The sequence below is a fragment of the Kitasatospora sp. NBC_01300 genome, from assembly GCF_041435235.1.
In the GTDB taxonomy this organism is placed as follows: Bacteria; Actinomycetota; Actinomycetes; order Streptomycetales; family Streptomycetaceae; genus Kitasatospora.
The window spans coordinates 5337942-5357978 of the sequence record NZ_CP108408.1; the positions used below are offsets into that span (position 1 = coordinate 5337942).

Annotated in this window: 16 protein-coding genes and 1 tRNA gene; 8 read left to right on the forward strand and 9 right to left on the reverse strand. The window is 73.5% G+C overall.

From position 1 onward, the window contains the following. Positions 1 to 6: 6 nt before the first annotated feature. Positions 7 to 1002: a dihydroxyacetone kinase subunit DhaK gene (gene dhaK / locus OG556_RS23695; protein ID WP_371519086.1), complete on the reverse strand. Its 996-nt coding sequence runs from the start codon at positions 1000 to 1002 to the stop codon at positions 7 to 9. Between the two features lie 157 nt (positions 1003 to 1159). On the opposite strand from dhaK, the gene dhaM reads away from it, so the two are divergent. Continuing rightward, positions 1160 to 1552: a dihydroxyacetone kinase phosphoryl donor subunit DhaM gene (gene dhaM / locus OG556_RS23700; RefSeq protein WP_371519087.1), complete on the forward strand. Its 393-nt coding sequence runs from the start codon at positions 1160 to 1162 to the stop codon at positions 1550 to 1552. Positions 1553 to 1577: 25 nt separating this feature from the next. Here dhaM and OG556_RS23705 read toward each other — a convergent pair whose 3' ends face one another. Then, positions 1578 to 3305, reverse strand: a complete 1728-nt coding sequence (locus OG556_RS23705; RefSeq protein WP_371519089.1) for a bifunctional 3'-5' exonuclease/DNA polymerase — start codon at positions 3303 to 3305, stop codon at positions 1578 to 1580. 155 nt (positions 3306 to 3460) lie between these two features. Between OG556_RS23705 and OG556_RS23710 the strand changes: the two genes are divergently transcribed. After that, the gene (locus OG556_RS23710) at positions 3461 to 5485 is read left to right on the forward strand and encodes a M3 family metallopeptidase (RefSeq protein ID WP_371519091.1); all 2025 of its coding nucleotides are present in this window, start codon (positions 3461 to 3463) and stop codon (positions 5483 to 5485) included. A gap of 27 nt (positions 5486 to 5512) precedes the next feature. Here the strand turns inward: OG556_RS23710 and OG556_RS23715 are convergent, their stop codons facing one another. Further along, on the reverse strand, positions 5513 to 6973 hold the full coding sequence (locus tag OG556_RS23715) for a cellulase family glycosylhydrolase (protein ID WP_371519093.1): 1461 nt from the start codon (positions 6971 to 6973) through the stop codon (positions 5513 to 5515). Positions 6974 to 7058: 85 nt separating this feature from the next. Next, a complete protein-coding gene (locus OG556_RS23720; RefSeq protein ID WP_371519095.1) occupies positions 7059 to 7679 on the reverse strand; it encodes a TetR family transcriptional regulator in 621 nt (206 codons plus the stop codon). Between the two features lie 127 nt (positions 7680 to 7806). Here OG556_RS23720 and OG556_RS23725 point away from each other — a divergent pair, with 127 nt between their 5' ends. Then, positions 7807 to 9033, forward strand: coding sequence for an acyl-CoA dehydrogenase family protein (locus tag OG556_RS23725; protein WP_363588595.1), 1227 nt, complete (start codon positions 7807 to 7809; stop codon positions 9031 to 9033). Between the two features lie 100 nt (positions 9034 to 9133). Here OG556_RS23725 and OG556_RS23730 read toward each other — a convergent pair whose 3' ends face one another. From OG556_RS23730 to OG556_RS23740, 3 genes are all read right to left on the reverse strand, one after another. Then, on the reverse strand, positions 9134 to 9736 hold the full coding sequence (locus OG556_RS23730; RefSeq protein ID WP_063349403.1) for a hypothetical protein: 603 nt from the start codon (positions 9734 to 9736) through the stop codon (positions 9134 to 9136). A 169-nt stretch (positions 9737 to 9905) separates the two neighbouring features. Next, positions 9906 to 10715 carry an enoyl-CoA hydratase/isomerase family protein gene (locus tag OG556_RS23735; RefSeq protein ID WP_079135891.1) on the reverse strand — a complete coding sequence of 270 codons (810 nt, stop codon included), beginning with the start codon at positions 10713 to 10715 and terminating at the stop codon, positions 9906 to 9908. Positions 10716 to 10750: 35 nt separating this feature from the next. Further along, the gene (locus OG556_RS23740) at positions 10751 to 11440 is read right to left on the reverse strand and encodes a TetR/AcrR family transcriptional regulator (protein WP_371519097.1); all 690 of its coding nucleotides are present in this window, start codon (positions 11438 to 11440) and stop codon (positions 10751 to 10753) included. 175 nt (positions 11441 to 11615) lie between these two features. On the opposite strand from OG556_RS23740, the gene OG556_RS23745 reads away from it, so the two are divergent. Continuing rightward, a complete protein-coding gene (locus tag OG556_RS23745; protein ID WP_371519099.1) occupies positions 11616 to 13082 on the forward strand; it encodes an MFS transporter in 1467 nt (488 codons plus the stop codon). Between the two features lie 162 nt (positions 13083 to 13244). Here OG556_RS23745 and OG556_RS23750 read toward each other — a convergent pair whose 3' ends face one another. Beyond that, on the reverse strand, positions 13245 to 13793 hold the full coding sequence (locus OG556_RS23750) for a GNAT family N-acetyltransferase (RefSeq protein ID WP_371519101.1): 549 nt from the start codon (positions 13791 to 13793) through the stop codon (positions 13245 to 13247). Positions 13794 to 13902: 109 nt separating this feature from the next. Here OG556_RS23750 and OG556_RS23755 point away from each other — a divergent pair, with 109 nt between their 5' ends. Then, positions 13903 to 14520 (forward strand): TetR/AcrR family transcriptional regulator, encoded by a 618-nt coding sequence (locus OG556_RS23755; protein WP_371519104.1) that lies wholly within the window; start codon positions 13903 to 13905, stop codon positions 14518 to 14520. 382 nt (positions 14521 to 14902) lie between these two features. Here OG556_RS23755 and OG556_RS23760 read toward each other — a convergent pair. Then, positions 14903 to 14978: transfer RNA gene (locus tag OG556_RS23760), tRNA-Arg, on the reverse strand. 643 nt (positions 14979 to 15621) lie between these two features. Here OG556_RS23760 and OG556_RS23765 point away from each other — a divergent pair. From OG556_RS23765 to ettA, 3 genes are all read left to right on the forward strand, one after another. Further along, complete coding sequence (locus OG556_RS23765; protein WP_371522850.1) at positions 15622 to 16221, forward strand: single-stranded DNA-binding protein; 600 nt, start codon at positions 15622 to 15624, stop codon at positions 16219 to 16221. Between the two features lie 353 nt (positions 16222 to 16574). After that, complete coding sequence (locus tag OG556_RS23770; RefSeq protein ID WP_363632518.1) at positions 16575 to 18068, forward strand: Cys-Gln thioester bond-forming surface protein; 1494 nt, start codon at positions 16575 to 16577, stop codon at positions 18066 to 18068. 213 nt (positions 18069 to 18281) lie between these two features. After that, positions 18282 to 19946 carry an energy-dependent translational throttle protein EttA gene (ettA, locus tag OG556_RS23775; protein WP_079135893.1) on the forward strand — a complete coding sequence of 555 codons (1665 nt, stop codon included), beginning with the start codon at positions 18282 to 18284 and terminating at the stop codon, positions 19944 to 19946. The last annotated feature ends 91 nt before the right edge of the window (positions 19947 to 20037 follow it).

A 20037-nucleotide genomic window follows, 5' to 3' on the forward strand; every position in this document is an offset into this window, starting at 1 on the left:
CCCGGCTCAGGCCCGCTTGAGGGCGGGGGTGTCGACGGGCGCGTCCCACAGCTCCAGCAGCTGCGGGTCGGCCTTGGTGAGGGTGAGCGAGAAGCCCGCCATGTCCAGGCTGGTGACGTAGTTGCCGACCAGGCTGCGGGCCACCGTGATGCCGCGCTCGGCGAGCCGGGCGGCGACCTCGCCGTAGGCGATGTACAGCTCCAGCAGGGGGGTCGCGCCGAGGCCGTTGAGCAGGGCGATCACCTCGTCACCCGGGGCCAGGTGGTGGTCGGCGAGGACGGTGTCGACCACCTCGGCGGCCAGCGCGCGGGCCGGGCGCAGCTTCTCGCGGCGGCGGCCGGGCTCGCCGTGGATGCCGACGCCGACCTCGATCTCGTCCTCGGGCAGGTCGAAGCCGGGCTTGCCGGCGGCCGGGGTGGTGGCCGCGGTGAGCGCGATGGCGAAGGAGCGGGAGGCGGCGTTGACCCGCTCGCCCAGGGCGGCCACCTCGTCGAGCGGGGCGCCGCGTTCGGCCAGCGCTCCGGTGGCCTTCTCGACCATGACGGTCGCCCCGGTGCCGCGGCGGCCGGCCGTCCAGGTGGAGTCCTCGACCGCCACGTCGTCATCGACCAGGACGGTGCGGACCGCCAGGCCCTCCTCGGCGGCGAGTTCGGCGGCGAGCTCGAAGTTCATCACGTCGCCGGTGTAGTTCTTCACGATGAAGACGACGCCGGCGCCGCTCTCCACGGCCTTGGCGGCGGCCAGCATCTGGTCCGGCACCGGGGAGGTGAAGACCTCGCCGGGACAGGCGGCGTCCAGCATGCCGGGGCCGACGAAGCCGCCGTGCAGCGGCTCGTGGCCGGAGCCGCCGCCGGAGATCACCGCGACCTTGGGCCCGGCCGGGCGGGCGGCCCGGGTGATCACCCGGTTGGGGATGTCCACCGTCAGCTCGGGGTGGGCGGCGGCGACTCCGGCCAACGCGTCCTCCAGGACGTTCTCCGGGGTGTTGATCAGCTTCTTCAACGCTCTTCGCTCCCTTGTGCGGGTCGTCGGCCGTGGACGCTGCTGCCCCGACGCTACGCCAGACGGGGGTGGTGGGCACGGGGTGCGACACGCGGGATTCGGGTCACTCTCCCGGAGTAGCGGCGTCGGCCGCGGGGTCGGTCGTAGGGTCGGTCGCATGAGCGAACACGTGGGTATCGTCCTGGTCTCGCACAGCGCCCGACTGGCCGCCGGGCTGCGCGAGCTGCTCGCCGAACTCGTCTCGGGCGGCGTGCGGGTGGTGTGCGCGGCGGGGACGGAGGACGGCGGGCTCGGCACCAGCTACGACCTGATCGCGCGGGCCGTCGCCGAGGCGGACGGCGGGGCGGGCGTGGTCGTGCTGCCGGATCTCGGCAGCTCGGTGCTCACCGCCGTCACGGTGCTGGAGGACGAGCCGCGCCCGGGCGTGCGGCTGGTGGACGCGCCGTTCGTGGAGGGCGCGGTGGCGGCCGCCGTCACCGCCTCGACCGGGGCGGCGCTGGCGGAGGTGGTCGCGGCGGCCGAGGAGGCCCGCTCGTTCCGGAAGCTGTGAGGCCGCGGCCGTGATGCCGGGGCGGCTACTTGGCGTCGGCGTAGCAGTCGACCACCGCCGTGGTGAGCGGGAAGCGGACCGGGGTGTCGCCGAACACCAGGCGGCGGGCCTCGTCGGCCGCCTCGGCGACCGCGGCGGCCACCTCGTCGGCGAGGTTGGCCGGGGTGTGCACGATCACCTCGTCGTGCTGGAAGAACACCAGGTGCGGGCGCTCCGCCGGGCCGGCCACCGGCAGCTCGCCCAGCCGGCGGCGCAGGGCGGCGAGCAGGGCGAGCGCCCAGTCGGCGGCGCTGGCCTGGATGACGAAGTTGCGGGTGAAGCGGCCGCGGGCGCGGGCCTGCCGACCGCCGGCCTCGCCGGCCGTGTCGGGGGACTCGGTGAGGTCGAGGAACTCGGCCGAGGCGGGCGGGCAGACCCGGCCCAGCCGGGAGGCGACCACCCCGCCGTCCTCGCCGGTGCGGGCGGCGGCCTCGACGTAGCCCATCGCGGCGGGGTAGCGGTGGCGCAGGGTGTTCAGCAGCGGGCCGATGTCGCCGCTGGTCTGCCCGTACATGGCGCCGAGCAGGCCGAGCTTGGCCTTGTCGCGGTCGCCCTGGAAGGCGTGGGCGGCCAGCGCCTCGTACAGGTCGCCGCCGGCGGCGGTGCGGGCCAGCCCGGCGTCCTGGGAGAGGGCGGCGAGCACCCGGGGCTCCAACTGGGCGGCGTCGGCGACGACCAGCAGCCAGCCCGGGTCGGCGACGACGGCGCGGCGCAGGATGCGCGGGATCTGCAGCGCGCCGCCGCCGCGGCTGGCCCAGCGCCCGGAGACCACGCCGCCGACCACGTACTCGGGCCGGAACCGGCCGCCGCGGGCCCAGGCGTCCTGCCAGGCCCAGCCGTGCGCGGCGTGGATGCGGGACAGCTCCTTGTAGCGGATCAGCAGCGCGGCGGCCGGGTGGTCGACGCCCTTGAGCTCCCAGGAGCGGGTGGAGCCGAGCTGGATGCCGTTCTCGGCGAAGGCGCGCAGCACCTGGGTGTGCGAGTCGGGGTTGAACGGGCGCCCGCCGAGGGCCCGTTGGAGTTCGGCGGCGAGGTCGGCGAGCAGTCTCGGCTGGGCGCCGGGGACGGTCGGGCGGGGGCCGAGGAGTTCGGTGAGCAGCTGGTCGTGGACGTCGGCGCGCCAGGGCAGCCCGTCGTGCGCCATCTCGGCGGCGACCAGCGCGCCGGCGGACTCGGCGGCGACCAGCAGCCGGAACCGGTGCCGGGCGGCCGGGTCGGCGATCGCGGCGATCCGGCGCTGCTGCTCGGCGTGGACGGCGACCACGGCGGTCAGCGGGTCGGCGCCGGGCGGCAGTTGCAGCCGGTCGGGCGCGAACAGGGTGTCCTGCCCGTCGTCGGCCTCGGCGGAGCCGGGCTCGGGCAGGTCGTCCGGGACGGGCAGGCCGCGCAGCCGGGACCAGGCGGCGCCGAGCGAGCGGGGCGCGCCGAACCGGCCCTCGTGCGCCAGCAGCAGGGCCTCGACCAGGCGCAGGTCGTGGCAGCGGGCGAGCCGGTCGGGCAGCCGGGGCAGCAGCGGCGCGTAGGCGCTGTCGGTGGCGGCCCACACCCAGCGGGGCCCCGGCACGTCGCTTCCCGCGGCCTCCCGGGCGGCGACGGCGGCGGCGAGGTCGGGGACCTTCTCGGGCGGGCCGAGCGGGGCGCCGGCGTCGTCGAGCGGCTGGAGCCGGCCGCCGGGGCCGTGCGGGTCGGGGGCGAGGGCCGTCCTGGGTGCCACGGGGGCGTCTCCTCTCCGGCGCGCTGTTCTGGCGTGCGGGTACGGGCACGGGTGTGCGGTCGTTCGGGTGTCCGGGCTTGACGTTAACGGGTGGGTACGACAACGGGGGCGGGGGCGCATAGGCAGGGTGGGTGACACCGCGTATGGTCGGCGAAATGACCGAGAACCCGTTCTTCAAGCCCAGCCCCCTGGTCTACGAACTGCCGCCCTTCGCCGAGATCCGGCCGGAGCACTTCCTGCCCGCGTACGAGCGCGGGATGGCGGAGCAGCTGGCCGAGATCGCGGCGATCACCGCGGATCCGCGGCCGCCGACGCCGGACAACACCCTGGTCGCCCTGGAGCGTTCCGGGGAGCTGCTGCGCCGGGTGGACGCGGTGTTCCGCAACCAGTCGGCCTCGGACACCAGCGAGCCGGTCGACGAGGTGGAGACCGCGGTGAGCCCGCTGCTGGCCGCGCACCACGACGCGATCCACCTGGACCGCGCCCTGTTCGCGCGGATCGAGGAGCTGTACGGGCGCCGCGCCGAGCTGGGTCTGGACCCGGAGTCCCTGCGGCTGCTGGAGACCCGGCACACCCGTTTCGTGCGCTCCGGTGCCCGGCTGGGCGAGGCCGAGCAGGCCCGGCTGCGCGAGCTGAACGCCGAACTCGCCGCGCTCGGCACGACGTTCCAGCAGAACGTGAACGCCGCCACCAAGGCCGCCGCGCTGGTCGTGGACGCGGCCGAGGAGCTGGACGGGCTGTCGGCGGACGAGGTCGCCGCGGCTGCGGAGAACGCCCGGGTGCTCGGGTACGAGGGCCGGTTCGTGCTGTCCCTGAAGAGCACCTCCGGCCAGCCCGAACTGGCCCGGCTGACCGACCGGTCGGTGCGCGAGCGGCTGCTGGCGGCCTCGCTCGACCGGGGCCTGGCGGACAACGGCCCGCTGGCGATCCGGATGGCCGGGCTGCGCGCCGAGCGGGCCGCGCTGCTGGGGCACCCGAGCCACGCCGCGTACGTGGTGGAGGACGAGACCGCGGGCACGGTGGAGGCGGTGTCCGGGCTGCTGGCCCGGCTGGTGGGTCCGGCGGTGGCCAACGCCCGCCGGGAGGCCGCCGAACTGGCCAAGCTGGCGGCGGCGGACGGGATCGAGGAGATCGCCGCGCACGACTGGGCGTACTACTCGGAGAAGGTCCGGCAGAGCTCCTACCAGGTGGACGCGGCGGTGCTGCGCCCGTACTTCGAGCTGGAGCGGGTGCTCCGGGACGGCGTGTTCTTCGCCGCGGGGCTGGCGTACGGGCTGACCTTCACCGAGCGGACGGACCTGACGGCCCACCACCCGGACGCGCGGGTCTTCGAGGTGTTCGAGGAGGACGGCGCTTCGCTGGGCCTGTTCGTCGGCGACTTCCACGCCAGGGCGTCCAAGCGCGGCGGTGCCTGGATGGACGAGCTGGTGAGCCAGTCGGGGCTGACCGGCCGGCGGCCGGTGGTGATCAACAACCTGAACATCGCCCGCCCGGCGCCGGGCGAGCCGGTGCTGCTGGCCTGGGACGAGGTGCGCACGCTCTTCCACGAGTTCGGGCACGCGCTGCACGGGCTGTTCTCGGACGTGCGGTACCCGCTGTTCGCGGGCACCTCGGTGCCCCGGGACTTCGTCGAGTTCCCCTCGCAGGTCAACGAGATGTGGATGGTCCGGCCGGAGGTGCTGGCCAACTACGCGCGCCACCACGTGACGGGGGAGCCGCTGCCGGCCGAGCTGGTCGAGCGGATGGTGGCGGCCGAGGGCTTCGGGGAGGGCTTCCGGACGGTGGAGTACCTCGCGGCGACGCTGCTGGACTGGGCCTGGCACACCGTGCCGCAGGGCCGGGAGATCGCGGACGCCGAGGAGTTCGAGGCACGGGCGCTGGCGGAGGCCGGGATCGCGGTGCCGGCGATCCCGCCGCGCTACCGGACGGCGTACTTCCAGCACGTCTTCGCCAGCGGCTACAGCGCCGGGTACTACGCGTACATCTGGTCGGAGGTGCTGGACGCCGACACCGTGCAGTGGTTCGAGGGCAACGGGCGTGCGGTGCGGGAGAGCGGCGAGCTGTTCCGGCGCGAGCTGCTGGCGCGCGGCTACGGCCGGGACCCGCTGGAGTCCTTCCGCGCGGTGGTCGGCCGGGCGCCGGAGACCGGTCCGCTGCTGGCGCGGCGGGGCCTGCTCTAGCCCCTTCCAGGGCGGCCCCGGTGGCGGTCAGCGCGGTGTGACCGTGACCGTCACCGGGGTGCCCGGGCGGGCGTGCGGGAGGCGGATCCGGACGGCGCCGGCCCGCCCGCCGGCCGGCTGTTCGACGTCGACGCGGGCGGCGGCGGGGGCGACGGTGACGTCGGCGCCGTGCGGGAACGCCGCCGGGGGCAGGACGAGTTCGCTGGCGTGCCGGGTGCCGTCGGCGCTCCAGCGGACGGTGGTGGCGTCGGTGCGCACGTCCGTCCCGGCGACGGCCGCCGGGTACGGGCCGAAGGCGGGCTCGTCGCCGGGGGCGGGGCGTCCGGCCGGGTCGAGTGCGCAGTAGCCGCCGGTGCCGCGGCACCAGTACCACATGGTCCAGCCCTCGGCGAAGCCGTCCATCGCGGCGACCTGCCGGCGGACCAGCAGGGTGTTGCCCGGCCTGCGGGAGTCGGGCGGGCCCCATTCGCCGACCAGGACGGGCAGCCGGTGGGCGGCGGGGTAGGCGGTGATGGCGGCGGTGTAGTGCTCGACGAAGCCGCCGGCCGGGTCCCAGTCGGCGCCGTTCTCGACCGCGGTGTCGTAGAAGTGCGGCGCGTAGCCGAGCCGGGGCGGGCCGGGGCGCGGGTCGTCGAAGCCGGGCAGCCGGGTGGGCACGCCCTGGCCGACCAGGACGGTGGGTTCGACGAACAGCCAGGCGCGATGGTCGACCCGGCGCACGGCGGCGATCAGGCGGCGGTACATGTCGGCGAGCCGGCCCTGTTCGAGGGCGGCGGAGGCGGCGGCGAGCACGGCCGGGTCGCTCGGGTCGCCGTCCACCGGGCCGAACGGCTCGTTGAACAGGTCGTACCCCAGCAGCGAGCGGTGGCCGCGCAGTTCGAGGGCGAGCCGGGTGTAGAAGTCGGCCTGCCAGGCGCGCAGGTCGGGGTCGTCGTAGAGGTGGCGGAAGGCGGCCTGGACGGCGGGCTGGAAGTAGCCGGCGAACCAGTCGTTCGGGTCGGGGGTGAACGGCAGGCCGTCGTCCCGGGTGGCCCAGGGCGGGATGCCGCGGTCGCCGCCGCCGAACGCCGGCCCGTAGACGTCCTGGTGCAGGTCGACCAGGGCGAGCAGGCCGTACCGGTCGGCCGAGTCGAGGAGTTGGCGCAGCCGGTGCAGTTCGGCCGGGTCGAGGCGGCCGCGGACGGGCTCCAGCCTGTTCCAGGAGACCGCCACCCGGATCAGGGTGAAGCCCTGCGCGGCCAGGGACTTGAGGTCGGCCTCGGTGGTCTCGGCGTACTTGTCGAGGTTGAAGCCGCGCAGTTGGAGGCGGCGGCCCCGGGCGTCGGTGAAGGCGGTGCGGCCGTCGGGGCCGGTGGCCGTCGCGGCGGGGAACCGCGCGGGCGGGCCGGTGCGGGCGCCGTCGTGCGCGGCGGCGGGGGTGGCGGGGGCCGCGGTGAGGGCCGTGGTGGCGGCGAGCAGCAGGGCGGCGGCGGTGCGGCGCAGGCGCATCGGGACCTCGTACGGCGCGGGGGTGGGGGCCCGATGATGCCCGCGGTGCCGGGTGTCGCACAAGGGCCTTGCGCGGAGGGGGAGTTCAGTCGGCGTCCGGGGTCGGGGCCGGGGTGGCGGGGGTGGGCAGGTCCGCGGCGGCGGCCAGGCGGCCCCAGAGCAGGTCGGCGAGCGCCTGCACCATGCGGGTGCGCGAGCAGGGTCTGGTCTCCAGCCACCAGTCGCCGGCCGCCAGCACCATGCCGGTGATGCCCCGGCCCCAGGCCTCGGCGAGCAGTTCGCGGTCGGCGCCGAGGTCGACCTGGTTCTGTACGGCCCGGGTGATCTCCGCGGCGATCTGCCGCAGTGCGGGGGCGAGCGCGGTGCCGGCGCCGCTCGGGTCGCCCGGTTCGGGGTGGGTGAGCAGCCGGTAGACCTGCGGGCGGGCCTCGATCCCGGCCAGGTAGGTGTCCAGGACGTGTTCGACCCGGTCGCGGCGCTCCAGTGGTTCGGCGAGGGCGGCCCGGACGGCGGCCAGCAGGCCGCTGGTGTGGCGCTCGGTGAGGGCGGTGATCAGGCCGTTCCGGTCGCCGAAGTGGCGGTAGAGGATCGGCTTGGTGATGCCGGCCTCGGCGGCGATGGAGTTCATGCTGGCGGTCGGGCCGTCCCGCTGGATGACCCGGTCGGCGGCGTTGAGCAGCTGCTCGCGGCGGGGCTCTCGGGACATGTGCTGCTCCTCGGGGTCGGGGTCTGACCGGGCGTTGACACCAGTTACCAATCAGTAGCAGACTCCGACGATGTTACCCGAGGTAACCCCCCTGGTCGGCCGTACCCCTTCTTCGGAGGCAAGCACCATGAGCAGCACGTTCTCGCTGGACCCGGGCGCGGACCAGCTCGCCGTACGCGACTGGCTGCACGGCTTCGCCGCCGACGTCGTCCGCCCCGCCGCGGCCGAGTGGGACGAGCGCGAGGAGACCCCCTGGCCGATCATCCAGGAGGCCGCCAAGCTGGGCATCTACTCGCTGGACTTCTACGCCCAGCAGTACTTCGACCCCTCCGGCGTCGGCATCCCGATCGCCATGGAGGAACTGTTCTGGGGCGACGCGGGCATCGGGCTGTCCATCGTCGGCACCACGCTGGCCGCCGTCGCGGTGCTCGCCAACGGCACCGACGAGCAGATCGGCACCTGGACCCCGCAGATGTTCGGCACCCCGGACGACCTCAAGGTGGCCGCGTTCTGCTCCTCCGAGCCCGACGCCGGCTCCGACGTCTCCGCGCTGCGCACCCGGGCGGTGTACGACGGGGCCAAGGACGAGTGGGTGCTCAACGGCACCAAGACCTGGGCCACCAACGGCGGGATCGCCGCCGTCCACGTCGTCGTCGCCACCGTCGACCCGGAGCTGGGGGCGAAGGGCCAGGCCTCCTTCGTCGTCCCGCCGGGCACCCCCGGACTGAGCCAGGGCCAGAAGTTCAAGAAGCACGGCATCCGCGCCTCGCACACCGCCGAGGTGGTGCTGGACGACGTCCGGGTGCCCGGCAGCTGCCTGCTCGGCGGCAAGGAGAAGCTGGACGAGCGGCTGGCCCGGGCCCGCGAGGGGGTCAAGCGCCCGGGGGGCAGGGGCAACGCGGCGATGGCCACCTTCGAGGCCTCCCGGCCGGCCGTCGGCGCGCAGGCGATCGGCATCGCCCGGGCCGCGTACGAGGTGGCGCTGGACTACGCGAGGACCCGCGAGCAGTTCGGCCGCCCGATCATCGACAACCAGGGCGTGGCCTTCCAGCTCGCCGACATGAAGACCCGGATCGACGCCTCCCGCCTGTTGGTGTGGCGGGCCTCCTGGATGGCGGCCAACAACCAGCCGTTCACCGCGGCCGAGGGCTCGATGTCCAAGCTGTACGCGGGCGAGACGGCCAAGTGGGTCACCGCGCAGGCGATGCAGATACTCGGCGGCAACGGCTTCACCCGGGAGTACCCGGTGGAGAGGATGCACCGGGACAGCGCGATCTACTCGATCTTCGAGGGGACCAGCGAGATCCAGCGGCTGGTGATCGCGCGGGCGATCTCGGGGATGCCGATCCGCTGAGCCGGCCGAACCTGCCGAGCCGGCTGAACCTGCTGAGCCGGCCGAGCCTGCCGAACTGGCCGAACCTGCTGAGCCGGCCGAGCCTGCTGAGCCCGCTGGGCTACCGGGCCGCCCAGAAGGCGAGTCCGGCGGTGAGCGCGCCCACCGCCGCGCCGACGATGGTCTGCGCGGTGGTGTGGTCCCGCAGCACCACCCGGGACCAGCCGATCGCCGCGACCAGCGGCGCGAGCAGCAGCCACAGCGGGCCGAGCGCGATTCCGAGGCAGACCACCGCGCCGGCGGCGACGGCGGTGTGCACGGAGACCTTCCACCAGACGGTGATCACCAGGATCGGGACCAGCGAGGCGAACATCGCCAGCACCATCGCGGTCAGGTCGGCCGGGGCGTCCAGCCAGAGCATCACGGCGAAGCTGGTCGCGACCGAGCCCATGATGAACGGGATGACGGTCAGCCGGCGCTGCCGGTGGCCGACGTGGCGGTCCTCCAGGGTGCCCTTGCGGATGCCGCGCTGGATGAACATGGTCGGGATGACGGCCGCGAACAGGGCCGCGAAGGCCGCCCAGCCGAGGCCCGTCCAGCCGTAGCGGATGACGCCCATCAGCGGGAGCATCGCGATGATGACGTTCTTCGGCTCGACGCCGTCGGTGACCCGGCGGGCCCAGATCGTCCGGCTGGTGGGGGCGGTCGTGGCCTCGGTCGTCATCGGGGTGTGTGCTCCGGGTGCGCAAAGGGGTCGGCGTGACGGGGACGTCAGGGCGGGGGCATCGGGGCGGGGCGTCGGGACGGCCCGGCACCGATCGGATGATCGTACGCGAGCCCGTCCGCGCGGCCGGTGCCCGGACCTGGTGCCCGGATCTGGTGCCCGGCCCCGGTCAGAACCGCGCCGGGCGGCCCTCCAGGAACGCGGCCAGCCCCTCGGGCACGTCCGAGGTCTCCCGGGAGCGGCGCTCCCAGGGCGCCAGCGCCTGCGCCGCCCGCTCCGCCGGGACGGCCAGCGCGGCCTTCACCGCGCCGATGGTCTGGGCCGAGCGCCGGGTCAGCAGTCGGGCGAACTCCAGCGCGGCGGCGTCCAGTTCGGCGCCCGGCAGGACGCGCTCCGCCAGGCCCAGCGGCAGCGCGTCGCGGCCCGTCACCAACTCGCCGGAGAACAGCAGGTACTTGGCGCGGGCCGGGCCGACCAGCCGGGCCAGCCGTACGGTCGGCACCGCCGGGTAGACCACGCCGAGCTTGGCCGGGGTGATCCCCAGCCGGGCGTCCTCGGCGACGAACCGCAGGTCGCACGCGACGGCCAGCTGGCAGCCGCCGCCCACGCAGGCGCCCTGCACCACGGCGACGGTCGGGTGCGGGAAGGCCGCCAGCGCCTCCTCGGCGGCGACGTTGACCGCGTGGTAGGCGTCCGCGCGCTCCGGATCGCCGTACACCTCGGCGAGTTCGGCGATGTCCGCGCCCGCGCTGAAGGTGCCGCCGGCGCCGGTGACCAGCAGGGCGCGCACCCCCGGCTGCTCGGCGAGGCGCAGCAGCACCTTCGGCAGCGCCTGCCAGATCTCCAGGGTCACCGCGTTGCGCCGGTGCGGTCGGGCGAACTCCAGGACGGCGACGCCGTCCTCGCCGACGTACGCGTGCAGGCCCTCGGCGTGGGCGGGCAGGGCGGAGCGGTCCCGCGTGAGCAGCGGCTGGTCCATGCGCACCTCCGGGCGGTCGTGGTGCGCCCACTCTCTCAGGAGGCGAGGGCGCAGTAGTCGCCGAGGCCGCCCTCGACCAGGGCGAAGGCGCGCGCGGCCCGGTCGAGGGCGGCGGGCAGGGCGGCCGCGGCGCGTTCGCCGGTCAGCATCCGGCGCTGGTTCTCGGTGGTCAGGGCCAGCCGGGCGGCGAGCAGTTGGGCGGCGGCGATCTGCGCGGTGAGCTCGTCGTGGGCCGGGTCCTGGGCGAGGAGTTCGGTGGTCAGCAGGCCCTGCGCGTGCCGGCCGAAGCCGGCGGTGGCGCGCATCGCCAGGGCCGGGGTGCGGTGGATCAGCCGGACCACGTCGAGCACGAGCGGTTCGTCGCTCAGTCCGGTGGCCGGGTCGTGCTGCTCCAGCGCGGCGAGGTACTGCTCGCGCAGCGCCGCCACCGCCGAGGTGCCGGGGGCGCGTTCGCGGACCACCCGGGCCGGCTCGTCGAGGTGTCGCTCCATGGGGGCCATGACCAGGTCTTCCTTGGTGGGGAAGTAGTTGAAGACGGTCATCTTGGACACCTCGGCGGCGGCCGCGATCTCGGCCACCGAGACCTGGTCGAAGTCCCGCTCGGCGAACAGTCCGATGGCGGTGCGCCAGATCCGGATGCCGGTCTGGATCTTCTTGCGCTCGCGCAGCGGGAGGGCGTCGAGGTCGCGGTCGTCGTCAGGGCTGAAGCCGGGGTGCGTCGCCATGGTTCGACTGTACCAGGATCAAAGATCGATCAGGATGAAGATTGAGCCGAGCTTAAGAATTGACCAGGTATAAAAAAACTGCCATGGTGAGGACGCGCCGCCGGCCGCACCGGCCCGGCCCGAACTCCACCGACCCTGGGGGGACTCACCGATGGCACCCGCCGCCCCTGTCCTGATGACACCGACCCGGCGCAACCTGGGCATGCTGCTCTGCCTGGTCACGATCGTGCTGGCCGTGCTCGACATGAACATCGTGTCCGCGGCCACCGTGCCGATCGTCCGGGAGCTCGACCCCGTCCACGGCATCGACCGACTGCCCTGGCTGATCAGCTCGTTCGCCCTCGCCGCGACCGCGCTGCTGCCGCTCTACGGCAAGCTCTGCGACCTGTACGGCGCCAAGCGCGTGCTGCTCGGCGCGGTCGGCACCTTCCTGGCCGGCTCGGCGCTCTGCGGGTTCGCGCAGTCGATGGGCCAGCTGATCGCCTTCCGGGCCGTCCAGGGCATCGGCGGCGGCGGGCTGATGAGCGTCACCATGGTGGTCATCGCCCACCTCAAGGACCCGGCCGAGCGCGGCAGCGGCAAGGGCGGCGCGATGGGCGGAGTCGTCGCGGGCATCGGCATGGCGGTCGGCCCGCTGATCGGGGCGCTGTTCACCGACCACCTCGGCTGGCGCTGGATCTTCTACGTCAACCTGCCGCTCGGCCTGCTCGTCCTGGTCGGCACCGCCCTGGTGATCAAGCTGCCGCCGGCGGGCGGCCGCCGCAGCCTGGACTTCCTCGGTGCGGCCCTCGCCGCCGCCTTCGCGACCGGTCTGCTGCTGGTCACCGAGTGGGGCGGCAAGGACTACGCCTGGACCTCCCCGGTGGTCCTCGGGCTCGTGGCCGCCACCCTGGCCGCGCTCGGCCTCTTCGTGTGGCGCCAGGCCACCGCCGCCGAGCCGGTGCTGCCGCTGTCGCTGTTCCGGATCGGCGTGGTGCGCCTCGGATTCGCGATCCAGGGCCTGGTCGGGATGGGCATGACCGGCTCGATCGTCTACGTGATGCTCTACCTGCAGATCGCCCGCGGCATCGACCCCACCTCGGCCAGCCTCTACCTGATCCCGATGGCGGGCGGGATGACGGCGGTCGGCCTGCTGGCCGGCCGGCTCACCGCCCGCGGCCACGCGGAGCGCACCTTCCTGGTGGCCGGCGCGGGCTGTGCGGCGATCGCCCTGCTCCTGCTCGGCCTCAGCGGCCCGACCACCGGGCTGTGGGCCGTCTGCGGCGAACTCGTCCTGCTGGGCTTCGGGATGGGCCAGCTGATCGGCCAGCTGGTCACGGTGGTGCAGGAGTCCGTCCCCCGCCACCAGCTCGGCGTCGCGACCACCGGGATCCGCTTCTTCCAGACCCTCGGCAGCGCGCTCGGCGCGGCGCTCTTCGGCACCGTGCTGGCCCGGGTCTTCGCGGACGGCGAGCCCGGCCTGCCGCTCGGCGCCGTCCGGACGCTCGGCGGCGCGGCCCGCGAGCACGCGCTGCGCAGCTTCACGGACGCGGTCGACGTGGTGTTCCTGTCGGCCGGCGGCCTGCTGGTGCTGGTCCTGCTGCTCGCGCTGCGGGTGCCCAGGACGGTGGCGGCCGCGGAGCCGCCGGTGCTGGCGGCCTGACGGGCCTGACGGGCCTGACGGGCCTGACGGGCCTGACGGGCCTGACGGGCCTGAGGGGCCTGAGCGGTCTGAGGGGTCGGGGCCGGGGGGGGGGGCGACGGCCCGGGGAGCGGCGGGGTCCGGTGGGACACGGGGGTGTCCACCGGGCCCCGCCGCGTCCGGTCAGGCCCCGGGCGTCCACTCCGGGGCCAGGATCGACCAGATCTGCTTGTCGTGGCGGACCCCGTTGTGCGGGTACCACTCGCGCAGGGTGCCGTCCAGGGTCATGCCGACCCGCTCGGCGACGGCCCGGCTGCGGGCGTTGCCGGCGGAGCACCACCACTCGGCGCGGTGCAGGCCGCGGGTGGTGAGGGCGTAGTCGAGCAGCACCCGGACGGCGGCGGTGATCAGCCCGCCGCCCTCGCCGGCGGGCTCGGTCCAGGCGCCGATCTCGCAGACGCCGCTCTGGGCGTTGAAGCTCACGAACATCACGCCGCCGACCAGCGTGCCGTCCCGCCAGATGCCGTAGATCCGGCCGCTGTCGGCGGCCTGCTGGTCGGCGTAGCGCTGGAGGGTGGCGCGGGCGGAGTCGAGGTCGGTGGAGCGGGTGGCCCAGGGGATCCACGGGGCGGTGTGGGCGCGGGCGCGGTCGATGTGGGCCAGGAACTCGGCCGCCTGCCACGGCTCCAGCGGGCGCAGTTCGGCGTTCTCGGCGAGCGGTACGGCAAACATGGGCTGGCCTTTCACGGGATGCACGGGATGCACGTGGTGCACGGTTCACGGGATGCGCGGTGTGCTGGGAACCATACATAACAAACGTTTGGTATGTACGATGATCCCCATGACACCGGCCCGTGGAGACCATGACGCCCGCCGCCTGGAAGTGTCCGAGGGCGTGTGGCGGGTGCTCTCCACCCGCGGCTTCGAGGGGCTGACCCTGCGTGCCGTGGCCACCGAACTGGGCGCCTCCACCGGCCTGTTGACGCACTACTTCCCCAACAAGCGGGCCCTGCTGAGCCACGCGCTGGACGAACTCGACCGGCGCTCCGGCTCCCGGCCCCGGCGCACCGCCCCCGCCGACGGCACCCCGCCGCCACCCCCCGGACTGGCCCGACTGCGGGCCGCGCTGCTCGACGTCCTGCCGCTGGACGGGGCGGCGGTGGCCGGCAACCGGATCTGGGTCGGCTCCTGGGACGTCGCCCTGTCGGACCCCGCGCTCGCGGCCGCGCACGCGGGTCGTTACGCCCGCTCGCGCGAGGCCCTCGCGGTGCACGTCGCGGACGCCCAGCGGCTCGGGGAGCTCCCGGCCGGGGCCGACGCCGCCGCGCTCGCGACCGGCGCGCAGGCCTTCGTGCTCGGCCTGGTGGTGCAGGTGCTGTTCGCCCCGGCGGAGTTCCCGCCCGAGCGGCAGACCGCCCTGCTGGACGCCTACCTGGCCGGGCTCGCCGCCACCGGCTGACCCGCACCGCCGGCTGACCCGCACCGCCGGCAGACTCGCCACCGCCGGCTGAGCGGCCGGCCGGGTTCGCGATCACGGGTCGAGCGGCCGGTTGGGCCCCGGCCGGGTTCCCGGACCGGGCGGCTCCGGGCCGGGTCGGCGGGGCGGATTGTCCCCGGGGCGTGATTCGCCCGGAATTTCGGTTGTTCGGGTCTTCTTCCGCATCCGGTCCGCAGTGGCGGTCATCCGGATCAGCCGGTTATCGCAGTGCCCATGACACGGATAGTCACGGCTTAGATGCGGTGGGTACGGGCAATCGGACGGCGTGCGGGCGGGATTTCCGGGAGCCCGTGGCGGCCGGGCAATGCGGCCGCCGGCCTGGCGGCCTGCGGGAATGCCGAGATGGTGCCCCCAGCAGGATTCGAACCTGCGACCTACCGCTTAGAAGGCGGGTGCTCTATCCGCTGAGCTATGGGGGCGGGACGGGCTGCGCCCGGGCGGGCGTGACCGTGGCCGGGTCGGGCGACGAGCGCTGGGGGCGCGCGTGTCCGGCCCCGTACCGTGAGGGTGGGGGTGGGGGTCGGTGGGCCCTCGGCCTGTCGGGGACAGGATAAGGGTGCCCAGTTCCTCGGCCGAGTGTGACGACACCGCCGTTGGTGTGTCGGTTCGGTGGAGCGGTCCGATAATCGCAGGTGAACGCCGTGAGTGCAGCGGTCTGGGAGTGTTCCGAGCCGGACGTTGTGCAGTCGTTACGGGGCTGCCGCCCCACCCGTTATGGATTCGGCACGGAGAATGTGTCGTCACCGGTGCGGGTGGGGGGCCGTATTCGGCTTCCTCCGGTCGGATGACGTGCGCGGACGGTCGGCCGGCGCTGTTCCGGGGCGTGTCGGTTGGGGGCGACGAGCAGCCGGTTTGTTGTCATGGCCGCGATGAGATGGGCGTGAAGGGGTGCCGAAAGGCCGAAATTCACCCCTGCGAGTGACGTCGGTTTTCCGAGGTGCCGAGTTGTCCACAGGATTTCGGAACTCCCTGGCGTGGATTTCCCGCGAAGCACACTCTCAACGCGCACCGGTCGATTCCGTACGGTGCATCGGCGAGAACGGAGAGTGTGTCGTGAACGAGATGCAGGTGACGATCGTCGGCATTGTCGCGACGGAGGTGACGTACGGCGAAACGGGCAGTGGGGTGCCGATGGCCAGGTTCCGGCTCGGCTGCACCGAGCGCCGGTACGACCGGCAGCGCGAGTGCTGGGCGGACGGCGAGACGCAGTGGCTGACGGTGACGGCCTGGCGGGGGCTCGCGGTCAACCTGATCGGTTCGCTCGCCAAGGGGGATCCGGTGCTGGTGTGCGGTCGGCTGCGGTTGCGGGAGTGGGTCGACGGCGAGGTGAAGCGGACCGGGGCCGAGATCGACGCCCGATCGGTCGGACACGACCTCACCCGTGGTACCTCGGCGTTCCGTTGGGCGGCGGGGGTGCGCGGGCAGCCGCCGGGCGCCGCCGGGCCGGCCGGGGCGCAGGCCGGCGGAGGGGTGGTGCCGGGGTGGATCGCCGACGCGCTGGAGGCGCGGAAGGCCTCGGCGGTGGCCTCGGCGCCGCGCCCGCCGGAGCCCCCGCCGCCGGTGCGGCCGGTGTCGGGTGGGGCGTCGGAGGCGGAGGCGGGGGAGCGGGGGCGGGTGGCCGAGGGGGAGCGGGGAGGTGGCGAGCAGGCTGCGCTGATCTGACGGGTCGATGACCTTAACTGTCGACAAATATGTTGATCGAGACTGTTGTTGCTCCCGCACGCGCAATCTCGCCCGGATAACGAAAAGTCGCGAGGAGATTCTGGCTGATCGTCAGCTTGTGTCGAAACTGAGGGGGTTGATAACGATCCAGATACGGAATCGTCCTGATTTCGCATGGGGGTTTCGGGGCCTGCGGGGCTCAATAGGATTCGTCTGGTTCATACCCGCAGCAGCGCCACAGGGGGCGCGCGCGGCACGGCAAGTCGGCGGGCTGTCCATCGGTGCGGCCCGGCCCGGAGGGATCCCAGATGTTCCAGAGGCAGGCGCGGAGTCTCCCCCGCATAACCACTGTCATGCTCACGACCAGCCTGGTGTTGGGCGGGGGCCTGTTCGCGGCCGGTGCGGCGGCCGCGGCGGACACCCCGGGTGCGGGCGTCAAGGCCGTCCTCCAGAACACGATGTTGGGCGAGAAGATCGACGTCGAGGGCAAGGGGACCGTCGACGGCGGTCTGTTCACCCTCAAGACGTCCAACGGCGAGATCCAGACCTACTGCATCGACTTCGACAACCCGGTCTACCTGGACAGCGCCGCGAAGTACCAGGAGTCGGACTGGAAGTCGAGCTCCCTCGGCGGCAAGAACAAGGTCGAGGCGGCCTCCAAGATCCGCTGGATCCTGGAGAACTCCTACCCGCAGGTCAAGGACCTGACGGCGCTCGGCAAGACCGTCGGCGTCGACGGCCTGACCGCCGAGGACGCCGCCGCGGGCACCCAGGCCGCGATCTGGAAGTTCTCGGACAACAAGAACGCCACCCCGCGCAACGCCAAGGCCAAGAAGCTGCGCGACTACCTGCTCGGCGACGCCAACAAGGGCATCGCCGCCGAGCCCAACCCCTCGTTGACCCTCAACCCGGACTCCGTCTCCGGCAAGTCCGGCAACAAGCTCGGCCCCTTCACCCTCAAGTCCAGCGCGGCCGAGGTGAAGCTCACCGTCACCGGTGACGCCGCCGACAAGGTCAAGGTGGTGGACAAGGACGGCAAGCCGGTCGGCGCCACCCTGACCGGTCCGATCAAGGACACCCAGCTGTTCCTGGACGTGCCGGCCGGCACCCCGGACGGCTCGGTCGCCCTCGCCGCCGCCGCCGACACCGTCGTGCCCAGCGGCCGGGTCTTCCTCAGCGAGGGCTACGACCCGAAGCGGCACAGCCAGAGCATGATCCTGGCCGGTTCCAGCAAGCTCAGCGTCTCCGCCGGTGCCAAGGCCACCTGGAAGCAGGGCGCGGGCGCGCTGGTCGACAGCACCGCCCAGGTCGAGTGCGAGAACAACGGCGTGCGCGTCACCGTCACCAACGGCGGTGACGAGGCCGCCACCGTCACGGTCAAGCCGGGCAAGCAGCTGACCGTCCAGCCGGGCAAGACCGAGAACGTGCTCGTCCCGGTCGCCGAGAAGGCCGCCTACGACATCAACGTCACCGGCCCGAACGGCTTCGCCAAGGAGTTCAAGGGCGTCCTGGACTGCAAGACCGGCGTGACCCCGCCGACCTCCGGCCCGTCGACCCCGGCCGCGACCGGCACCCCGAGCACCGCCCCGAGCACCGCCCCGACCGGCACCCCGAGTGGCACCCCGAGCCAGGCCGGCACCCCGTCGGCCGGTGCCAGCACCGCCGCCGGCGCGCACCCGAGCCCGGCCGCGACCAGCTCCGCCCCGGGCACCGGTGGCCTGGCCCAGACCGGTGCCAGTGACTCGACCCCGATCCTCGCCGCCGTCGCCGGTGGCCTGGTCCTGGCCGGTGGCGCCGCGGTCTTCGTCCTGCGCCGCCGTGGCCGCCACGGTCGCACCGCCGCCTGAACCGCCCCGCAGGCCCGGAGGCGCTGACCTCCTGAGGCCCTGACGGCACCCGGCCCGGCCCCCGCACCCGCTGCGGGGGCCGGGCCTTCGCCGTTCAACCCCGCGCTGCGGATACCCCCGTGGGGCACACCGGGCGTTCGGGGCTCCCGGCCGGGTGCGGCACAATGGAAGGCTGCAAGCCGAATACTCCCGACGACGCCGGAGCGATCTCACGTGGCGGAATACATCTACACGATGCGCAAGGTGCGCAAGGCGCACGGAGACAAGGTCATCCTTGACGACGTGACGCTCAGCTTCCTCCCCGGGGCGAAGATCGGCGTCGTGGGCCCCAACGGCGCGGGCAAGTCCACCGTGCTGAAGATGATGGCCGGCCTGGAGCACCCCTCCAACGGCGACGCCTTCCTCTCGCCCGGTTTCACCGTCGGCATGCTGCTCCAGGAGCCGCCGCTCGACGAGACCAAGACCGTCCTGGAGAACGTCGAGGACGGCGTCAAGGAGATCAAGGGGAAGCTCAACCGCTTCAACGAGATCGCCGAGCTGATGGCGACCGACTACTCGGACGCCCTGCTGGACGAGATGGGCAAGCTCCAGGAGGACCTGGACCACGCCAACGCGTGGGACCTGGAGGCCCAGCTGGAGCAGGCCATGGACGCGCTGGGCTGCCCGCCCGGCGACTGGCCGGTCACCAAGCTCTCCGGTGGCGAGAAGCGCCGCGTGGCGCTCTGCAAGCTGCTGCTGGAGTCCCCCGACCTGCTGCTCCTCGACGAGCCCACCAACCACCTGGACGCCGAGTCGGTGAACTGGCTGGAGCAGCACCTGGCCAAGTACCCCGGCACCGTCGTCGCCGTCACCCACGACCGGTACTTCCTGGACAACGTGGCCGGCTGGATCCTGGAGCTCGACCGCGGCCGCGCCATCGGCTACGAGGGCAACTACTCCACCTACCTGGAGTCCAAGCAGTCCCGCCTCAAGGTCGAGGGCCAGAAGGACGCCAAGCGCGCCAAGCGGCTCCGCGAGGAGCTGGAGTGGGTCCGCTCCAACGCCAAGGGCCGCCAGGCGAAGTCCAAGGCCCGTCTGGCCCGCTACGAGGAGATGGCGGCCGAGGCGGACAAGATGCGGAAGCTGGACTTCGAGGAGATCCAGATCCCGCCGGGCCCGCGTCTGGGCAGCATCGTCATCGAGGTGGAGAACCTCTCCAAGGCCTTCGGCGAGAAGATCCTGATCGACGACCTCAGCTTCACCCTGCCGCGCAACGGCATCGTCGGCATCATCGGTCCCAACGGCGCCGGCAAGACCACGCTGTTCAAGATGCTCCAGGACATGGAGACCCCGGACTCCGGCGTGGTCAAGGTCGGCGAGACCGTCAAGATCAGTTACGTCGACCAGAGCCGTGCCAACATCGACCCGAAGAAGACGCTCTGGGAGGTCGTCTCCGACGGTCTGGACTGGATCAACGTCGGCCAGGTCGAGATGCCGTCCCGCGCCTACGTGTCGGCCTTCGGCTTCAAGGGCCCGGACCAGCAGAAGCCGGCCGGCGTGCTGTCCGGTGGTGAGCGCAACCGCCTGAACCTGGCGCTCACCCTCAAGCAGGGCGGCAACCTGCTGCTCCTCGACGAGCCCACCAACGACCTCGACGTCGAGACGCTCTCCTCGCTGGAGAACGCCCTGCTGGAGTTCCCCGGCTGCGCCGTGGTCATCTCCCACGACCGCTGGTTCCTGGACCGGGTGGCCACCCACATCCTCGCCTACGAGGGCGAGAGCAAGTGGTTCTGGTTCGAGGGCAACTTCGAGTCGTACGAGAAGAACAAGATCGAGCGGCTCGGCGCCGACGCGGCCCGCCCGCACCGGGCCACGTACAAGAAGCTGACCCGCGGCTGACACCCAGCCGTCACGGCGGCCCGGCAGACTGCCCCTCGGGGCGGCCTGCCGGCCGCCGGCCCGCCGCCACCGCACGGCGGCGGGCGACCGG